Here is an 8010-nt window from a genome sequence, read left to right on the forward strand (position 1 = left end):
ATACCTGCCTCACGTCCCGCCCGCTGCGCAGGCTGCGAAAACCGAGGTCGCCGATTCTGGGGTCAAGGGGCGATGGCCCCTTGAAAATCCCTCTTAACCCGCTTGGGCCTGCGCCAGCAACGCGTCGAACTCCCCGGGCCAGGTCTCACTCCACTGCGCGCGCTGATCCTCGCTCGCCCATGAGCCTTCGATCCCGTTCAGCATCATTTCGCGCAGCAGGGACAGTTCGAGGCCCAGGTGGCTGTAGAGCAGCTGCCAGGCACCCGCGGGCGTGACCTGGTGGAGCGTGGGATCGTCGGAATTGGGGTGCAGTTTGAGGCCCATCTCGGCCATGCGGCGGATCGGGTGGTCGAGCGCCCAGCGCTCGTGGTCGAGCGTGCGCAGGTAGTAGGAATTGGTCGGGACGATGGTGAAGACGAGGCCGCGCGCGGCGTAGTCCTGCGCCAGTTCGGGGTTGTCGATAATGGTGTAGCCGTGGTCCACGCGGTCGACGCCAATGGTGTCGACGGCCATCGCGACATTGGTCCAGGGCATGCCGAATTCGCCCGCGTGGGCGGTGGTGCGAAGCCCGTGTTCCTTGGCGAGCGCGTAGGCCTTGGCGAACATCTCGGGCGGGCGGTTGTCCTCGCGGTAGTCGATGCCGATGCCCACGACCTTGGGGTGGGGGTGGGCGATCATCTCTTCGACCATGAACACGGCTTCCTCGGCCGGAGCCTCGCGGTCGATCGAGGGGATGAGGAGCGAGGAAATGCCAAAGTCCGCCTCGGCCTCCTCCATGCCTTGGAGGATACCCGCGACGGCCTTGGCGTAGGGCAGGCGTCCGTCGCGGATGGTGGCGGTGGGGTTCCAGAAGAACTCGGCGTGGCGCACGCTCTCGCGCGCGGCGTCCTCGAGGTACTCGTAGGTGATGCGGCGCAGGTCCTCGGGCGTCATCAGGAGGTAGTCCTCCAGCGCGCGCAGCACGCGCAGCACGCCGACCGGGCGCTCGCCGCGGGTGTAGAAGGCCTCGATCTCGGCGCGTTCGAGCGGGGCCTCGTACTTGGCGACGAGGTCGAGGAAGGTCTCCTTGCGCACGGTGCCCAGCAGGTGGCAGTGCAGCTCGACCTTGGGCATCGCCACGAAGAAGGCGCGCAAGGCCGCATCGACGTCGCGCCCGATCGGGGACGCGGGGACGCAGCCGATCGCCAGCGGGGCGACCGAGGGGGAAGGGGTCTCAGGCATGGGTTATTTCCGGTATGCGGCGCAGGCCTGCGTCAGTGGAGCGTGGCTGCGGTGTAGAAGTAGTAGCCGAGCGGAAGGCTGAGGACGAAGAGGCCGACAGGGATCTGCCGCCAGCGCCCCGCCAGCACCTCGACGAGGACGTGGACGAGCAGGCCTCCGGCGATACCGGTGCCAAAGCTGTTGGAAATGAGCGTGAGCAGCATCATCGCGATGGGCGCGAAGAGCGAGATCGTGTCCTCGCCCGGGGCCTGGCGGATGGTGCCCATCATGGCGATGCCGATGAGGATCAGCGCGGGCGCGGTCGCCTCGCGCGGGATCGCCATGGCAAGCGGCATGGCAAGGAGCGTGGCGGCGAACAGGATGGCCGCGACCATCGGGGTCATGCCGGTGCGCCCGCCCGCCTCGACGCCGGCCGCCGATTCGACGAGCGCGGTGCCGCCCGGAACGCCGACGAGCGGGCCAAGCGTGGCGGCGAGCGAATCGATCAGGAACGGGCGCTCGATCTGCGGGAGGTTGCCTTCCTTGTCGGTGAGCCCCGCCTTGCCGCCAATGGCCAGCGTCGTGCCCAGCGTCGAGAAGAACTCCGAGGCGAAGAAGGTGAACATGTAGGGCAGCGCAACGAGGCTGATCGCGCCCAGCATGTCGACCTTGCCGGTGACCGGCGCGGGCGAGTGGGGCAGCGAGAACACGCCGTCGAAGCGGGTAAGGCCCAGCGGCACACCAACCAGCGCGGCGACGATGATACCGGCGAGGACGGCGCCCGGCACGCGGCGGGCCTGGAGCGCGATGGCAACGGCAAGGCCAATGAGCGCGCAGACAGGGCCGGGCTGGCCGAAGTCACCGAGTTTCAGCGCATGGCGCGCGACGTCGACCGAGACGAGGCCCGCATCGCGGCAGCCGAGCATGGCGATGAACAGGCCGATCGAGGCCCCCAGCCCCAGCTTGATCTGGGGCGGGATGATGCGCACGACCATTCCGCGCGCGCCCGTCAGCGTGAGGATGATGAAGGCGATGCCCGAGAAGGCCGCGATGCCAAGGCCGGTCTGCCAGGGCACGCCCTCGATCTGGGCGAGCGTGATGCCCAGGATCGCCGAGCCGCCGATGCCCGGACCCACGATGAAGGGCAGGTTGGCGTAGAAGGCCATGGCCAGGCTGCCGATGGCCATGACGAGGATGACGCCCGCGGTCACCGCCGCGCGGTCCATGCCGCCGCTCGAAAGCAGCGAGGGAATGACGACGATGAGATAGGCCGCCGCGAGGAACGTGGTGAGCCCCGCAAGCGTCTCGCGCGCGGGCGTGGTACCGCGTTCGCTCAGCGCAAAGCGGCGTTCGAGGAAGCTTGCGATCACTGCTGCGCCTGCGCGATGAAGTCCTTGAGGAAACGCGCCTCGTCGATGCCCAGGATCAGGTGGACGGGGCGCTCGCCCGCATTGGGGGCCATGTCGTCCTTCCACACCTGCGGCTCGCCGTAGTGCATGCCGGGCATGGTATCGACGTCCATGCGCACGACGAGCTCCTCGGTGACGAGCGAGCGGTCGATGGCGACGGCGACGGTGATCTCGTCCCACAGCGGCTGGCCGAGGCGGGCGTAGGTCTCGAAGTAGGTCGCGACCGGGGTTCCGGCCTTGCCGATGCGCTTGGCGACCTCGGGCGTGACCTTCACTTTGGAGCTGACGTTGCCGACCAGCGTGATGCGCTTCCAGGGCGCGGTGAGCACGATGTGCGCGGCCTCGGGGTCGAACAGGAAGTTGAAATCGGTCGAATAGTCGGTGTTTCCGGTGGCCCGCCCGAGGGCGGTGTCCAGCTTGCCCGGTTCGATCACGATCTCCCTGGCCAGCGTCGCGATGTCCGGTGCGACCCGAAGGGCCAGCGCGATGTTGGTGAGGGGGCCGGCCGAGACGATCGTGATCTCACCGGGGTGCTGGCGCACGGCCGACACGAGCGCGTCGACCGCGCCCGTGTCGGCGACCGCGACGCTGGGCATGCCCTCGGGCATGGGGGGGGACCAGGGTCGGGGTCTTCCGGGTGGTACGTGCGACCCGGACGGGGCGTGCTCCACGCCCCCTTGAAGGGAATGCGCCCATAGCGCGCTTCCCAGTTGGCCATTTCCGCCTGCGTGCGCAGCAGGGGCATCTTCGCGCCGGCATGAACCGGCACGTCGGTGCGCCCGGCGATCTCCAGGAAGCGCAGGAGGTGCTGCGTCTCCTCGGTCATCCAGGCATCGCCCGTCACCACGCCCACGGCCATGAGGTCCACTCGGGGATCGCGCAGGAGCGGGATCATCGACTGGATGTTGCTCTGGCCGGGGCCAAGGAAATCGTTGTCGAAGAAGATCCGGACCTTGCCATCCTGCGAGGCCTCCGTGGGGGCAGAGGCGGGCGCAGCCGTGGGGGCGGCCGCGTCCTTCGCCAGCGCCGGGACCGTGGGGGCGATCGCCAGCGCTGCGGCGGCAAGGAGGGAGGAGAGGATCTTCGTCATGTCACGCGTTTCCTTGGACAGGAGCGGAAAGAGGGCCCCCCGGACGCGCCGGATGGGGGGAGGGGGACGCGTCCGGGAAGTTCAGGAGGCCAGGCTCAGAACTTGGCCGTGACGCTGGCGAAAAGATAGCGGCCAAGCGAATCGTACATGCCCGCAAAGAACGCGCCGTTCGAGGTCTGCCCGCTGGTGCTGGCGGTGAGCGGCGGATCGCGGTCGAACACGTTGTTGACGCCCAGGCGCAGCGTGTAGCTGTCCTCGATGAAGAAGCTGGCGGCGAAATCGATGTAGTCCATCGCCTTCAGCTTGCCGTCGTAGGGCTGGTAGTTGCCCGAGAGGAAGTCGTCGCTGCTCGAGGCATCGTTGCGGGTCGAGCCGATGTGACGCCAGGTGGTGGCGAGCTTCACGTTGCCGCCCGGAGCCGTCCAGTCGAACTGGGCGCGGTGGCGCCAGGTCGGGATCGGCTGGCCGCAGGTCGCGCCGAAGTAGCCGTCGCAGCCATAGGGCTGGGTGCCGGGCACGATCTCGACTTCGTACTTGTTGGTGCGCGTGCCCGAGAAGGTGACCGAGACGAGGCCCAGGTTCGCGCCGAGGAGGTCATAGAGGTCCTGGCGGGCCGAGGCGGAGACGTCGATGCCGGTGGTCTTGAGGTAGCCCGCGTTGACATTGGTGGTCAGCACGTAGCCGCTCGTCACCAGCGAGCCGGTCGCCGGGTTGCGCTCGATCTGTTCGCAGAAGGTGCCTGCCTCGATGCACTGGCTGAGCGTGATCGTCGCCGGGATCGTGGTGATGAGGTCGTCGACCTTGATGTCGAAGTAGTCTGCGGTCAGCGTCACGCCAGGCAGGAACGAAGGCGTGAGCTGGACACCGAAGGTCTTGGTGTTCGACTTTTCCGGGCTGAGGTCGGGGTTACCGCCGACAAGGGCGCCCGAAAGCTGGCCTGCCGCCGGAGCGATCGAGCCGTACTGCGCCGCGGTCACGCCCGAGGCCGCGCAGGCCTCGAAGGTGGCGACCGGGTTGGCGCCCTCGCACGGGTCGGAGAGGCGCGCGGTGCTCACGCGCTGGGGACCGTAGAGCTCGACCAGGTTGGGCGCGCGCACGGCGTGCTGGAAGCTGGCGCGCAGGCGCACGTCGTTGACGGGCATCCACTCCGCCCCGGCCTTCCAGGCCACGGTGTCGCCTGCGGTCGAGTAGTTGGAGTAGCGGATGCCGCCTTCGAGCGCGAGGCTCTCGAGGAAGGGGCGGTTCTCGGCCAGCGGCACGCGGATTTCGCCGTAGACTTCCTTGACGTCGAACGAGCCCGAGATCGGGTATTCGCCGCCCGAGTTGCCCGCGACATCACGGCTGGAATAGTGCGTGTCGGGGGTGAAGCCGATGCGCTCCTTGCGGTATTCCGCACCGAAGGCGACGCTGATCGGGTTCGCGGCGAAGGGCAGGGTGAGCCCGAGGTCGCCGGTGACCGAGCCGCTGACGATGCTCTCTTCGGTGAAGCCAGTGCGGGTGAAGGTGCCCTGCACGTAGCCGAGCGCCTCATTGGTCACGCCGGTGGGCGAGAAGATGTTGATGGGCACGCAGGCCGGGTCGCTGCCCTCGCACACGACCGTGCCATTGGCTCCGGGCACGGCGCGCAGCGCACTGGCGAAGCGGTCGAGCGAGATGTCGCCGGTCAGGCGCGAGGAGTAGTTGGTGCGGCCGTACTGGGCGTAGGCGTCATAGCTCCAGCCCGGCGCGAACTCGCCGCGAAGGCCGCCCACTGCGCGGTAGGAGGTGTGGTTGGTGTAGTCGTGGCGCGAGCCGCCCGGCGCGTTACGCATGGAAACGTTGACCGTGGCATCGTCCTGCGGACCCAGGCCCACCGAGTTGCACATCAGGTCCTGCTGCTGCGCGGAAAGGTACGGGTTGGAGCAGTTGATGCTCTCGGCCACGGTGAAGATGCCGGTGGGCGAGAGGCGGATGTCCGCCTTGTCGCGCATGTACATGAACTCGCCGTAAACCTCGATTGCGGGCGAGATCTCGAAGTGGCCCATGATGTCGGCGTTGATGCGCTCGTCGGGGGCCTGCAGGTCGTAGGTGTTGCCGTTGTTGAAGCCGTCCGAGCTCTGGTAGGGGCGGAAGCCCTCGCCGCCCAGCGTGTAGCTGCCGCGCGTGGTGCCCGTCGCCGGATCGGTCAGCTGGAACTGCGCCGGGTAGGTCGTGGACGAGAGCGAGCAGGCATAGCCGGTCGCGTTGGCGCGTAGGTTGCAGGTCGCAAAGTCACGCGAATCGGTGCCCACGCCGTTGATCTTGCGGTAGTTGACGAAGGCGGTGATGTTGCCGCGCCCGTCGGCAAAGTTGGTGCCTGCGGTCAGCGCGAGGCTGGTCTGGAAGCCGTCGACCGTGCTGCCGGTCGGCACGCGCTGGCCCGCCGCTTCGGCGACCGAGGCAATCGCGTTGCCGTTGTCGTGCTGGAAGACGCCGGTGCTGCCGTCGAACTGCAGGCCCTCGAAGTTCTGCTTGAGCTGGAAGTTGACGACACCGGCCAGCGCGTCCGAGCCGTAGACCGCCGAGGCGCCGCCGGTGACGACGTCGATGCTCTCGACCAGGGCTGCGGGGACGTTGTTGATGTCGGCGGCCTGCGCGGCCGAGCGGGCGGGATCGCCCTGCATCAGGCGGCGGCCGTTGATGAGGACGAGCGTGCGCTGGTTGCCGAGGTTACGCAGGTTGATCGTTGCAGTGCCGCTGGCGCCCACGGTGCCACCGCGGTTGCCGCCGCCCTGGTCGGCGTAGACCTGGGGCAGGGTGTTGAGGAGGTCCTCAAGACGCGTGGCGCCGCGCGCGGAGATGTCCTCGGCGCCGACCGTCGAGATCGGGCTGACGCTGGTGGCGTTGGGCGAACGGATGCGCGAGCCGGTGACGACGATCGCCTCCGAAGCGCCCTCGGCCGGTGCGGCGGCAAGGTCCTGCGCGGCGCCGGCGGCGGGCACGAGCGCCAGGAAGGTGGCGCTCAGAAGTGCGCTGCGACGGCGCGCGAAGATGGACCCAACGGTGTTGGCAACAGACGACATGACTGACCCCCTGGAAAGAACTTCGGACCCCTTGCGGGATCTCCCGTGCCACCCGAACTCCCATGGCAGACCCGGCATGGGGGATGGAACGGGCCGCCGGAACCCTCATTTTTTCGCACCGGCGGTCTGGATGGGTGGGACCCTATGGTGGCCCGGTTATCAGGGGAAACTGTTTATATTTATCATTCTATAATTTCGTATTATAAGAAGGGCTGTGCCGTGCCGCCCGGAGTCCCGCCTCGCCATGTCCACGCCCGCCGTACCGCCCTCGGGGCCTGTGCTTAACTCCCCGCCGCACATGCCGATTTCGATCCGGCAACTGCGCTTTTTCGTGGCCTTGAGCCAGACGGGCAACTTCAGCCGGGCGGCTGAGGCCATGGCGGTTTCGCAACCGGCGCTCAGTGCTTCTATCCGACAGGTGGAGACGATTCTCGGTGTACGGCTGTTCGAGCGCACGACTCACCGGGTGAATCTGACCGAGGCGGGCGAGGCCCTGCTGCCCCACGCCTGGCGCCTCCTGACGACGGCGGACAACGCCTTCCGGGACATGAACGACACGCTGCGCCGCCGCACGACGACGGTGCGGATCGGCACGATGCCTTCGGCGCTCCCGGCGCTGGCGCAATTCGTCGCCGGGCTCGATCAGGACGCGCGGGCGATCAGCGTCGACATCACCGATGGCACCAGTGATACGCTTATCACCGGGCTCCAGCGCGGCGCGCTCGACATGGCGATCTGCGCGACCACGCTGATCGAGGAGGGCCTCTCGGGCACCCCGCTGATCGAGGACGAAATGGCCCTCGTGCTCGGCGCCGAGCATCCCCTTGCCGCGCGCGGAGCGTGACCTGGGCGGAACTTGCCGGGCTCGAGGTCGTCCACTTCCGCTCCGGCAGTATCGGCGAGATCAGCACCGCAGCAATGCGCGAGGCCAACATCGTCCATTCGCGCCACTACCGCGTCGATCACATGGAATCGTTGTTCGGCCTTGTCGCCAGCGGCCTCGCGGTCGGGGTCATGCCGCGTCTTTACGTGCGCGGCTACGACCCCGCGCGCCTCGCCGTTGTCGCGCTCACGGGGCCCGTCGTGCGCCGCCGCCTCATCTTCCTCCACCGCGATCGCCTTGCCGAGGAACACCCCGAAGCCGCCGCTCTCGCCCGCGATCTCGTCCAGATGCTCCCCGCCGCCCTGCGCGAAAGCTGACCGCCACACACCGCACGCCCGCGCATGGGGAGTTCAGATTTTCCATAGATTGAGGGGAAATTGGAGCGGG

4 protein-coding genes and 2 pseudogenes are annotated in these 8010 nt (G+C 68.0%); 1 reads left to right on the forward strand and 5 read right to left on the reverse strand.

Going from position 1 to position 8010, the window contains the following annotated elements; all coding sequences use genetic code 11:
• Positions 1-93 precede the first annotated feature (93 nt).
• From add to MBENS4_RS08675, 5 genes and pseudogenes are all read right to left on the reverse strand, one after another.
• Positions 94-1221, reverse strand: a complete 1128-nt coding sequence (gene add / locus MBENS4_RS08660; protein WP_052322122.1) for an adenosine deaminase — start codon at positions 1219-1221, stop codon at positions 94-96.
• Positions 1222-1253: 32 nt separating this feature from the next.
• A complete protein-coding gene (locus tag MBENS4_RS08665) occupies positions 1254-2570 on the reverse strand; it encodes an NCS2 family permease (RefSeq protein WP_039390148.1) in 1317 nt (438 codons plus the stop codon).
• A complete protein-coding gene (locus MBENS4_RS26095; RefSeq protein WP_052322123.1) occupies positions 2567-3217 on the reverse strand; it encodes a nucleoside hydrolase in 651 nt (216 codons plus the stop codon). Before MBENS4_RS26095 ends, MBENS4_RS08665 begins: the two co-directional genes overlap by 4 nt.
• A 116-nt stretch (positions 3218-3333) precedes the next feature.
• A pseudogene (locus tag MBENS4_RS27555) lies at positions 3334-3699 on the reverse strand (nucleoside hydrolase); the annotation flags it as partial.
• Positions 3700-3794: 95 nt separating this feature from the next.
• Positions 3795-6740, reverse strand: coding sequence for a TonB-dependent receptor (locus tag MBENS4_RS08675; protein ID WP_052322125.1), 2946 nt, complete (start codon positions 6738-6740; stop codon positions 3795-3797).
• Positions 6741-7038: 298 nt separating this feature from the next.
• Between MBENS4_RS08675 and MBENS4_RS26570 the strand changes: the two are divergent.
• A pseudogene (locus MBENS4_RS26570) lies at positions 7039-7940 on the forward strand (LysR family transcriptional regulator).
• Positions 7941-8010: the final 70 nt, after the last annotated feature.

Origin of the sequence: Novosphingobium sp. MBES04 (genome assembly GCF_000813185.1) — a bacterium.
GTDB lineage: Bacteria > Pseudomonadota > Alphaproteobacteria > Sphingomonadales > Sphingomonadaceae > Novosphingobium > Novosphingobium decolorationis.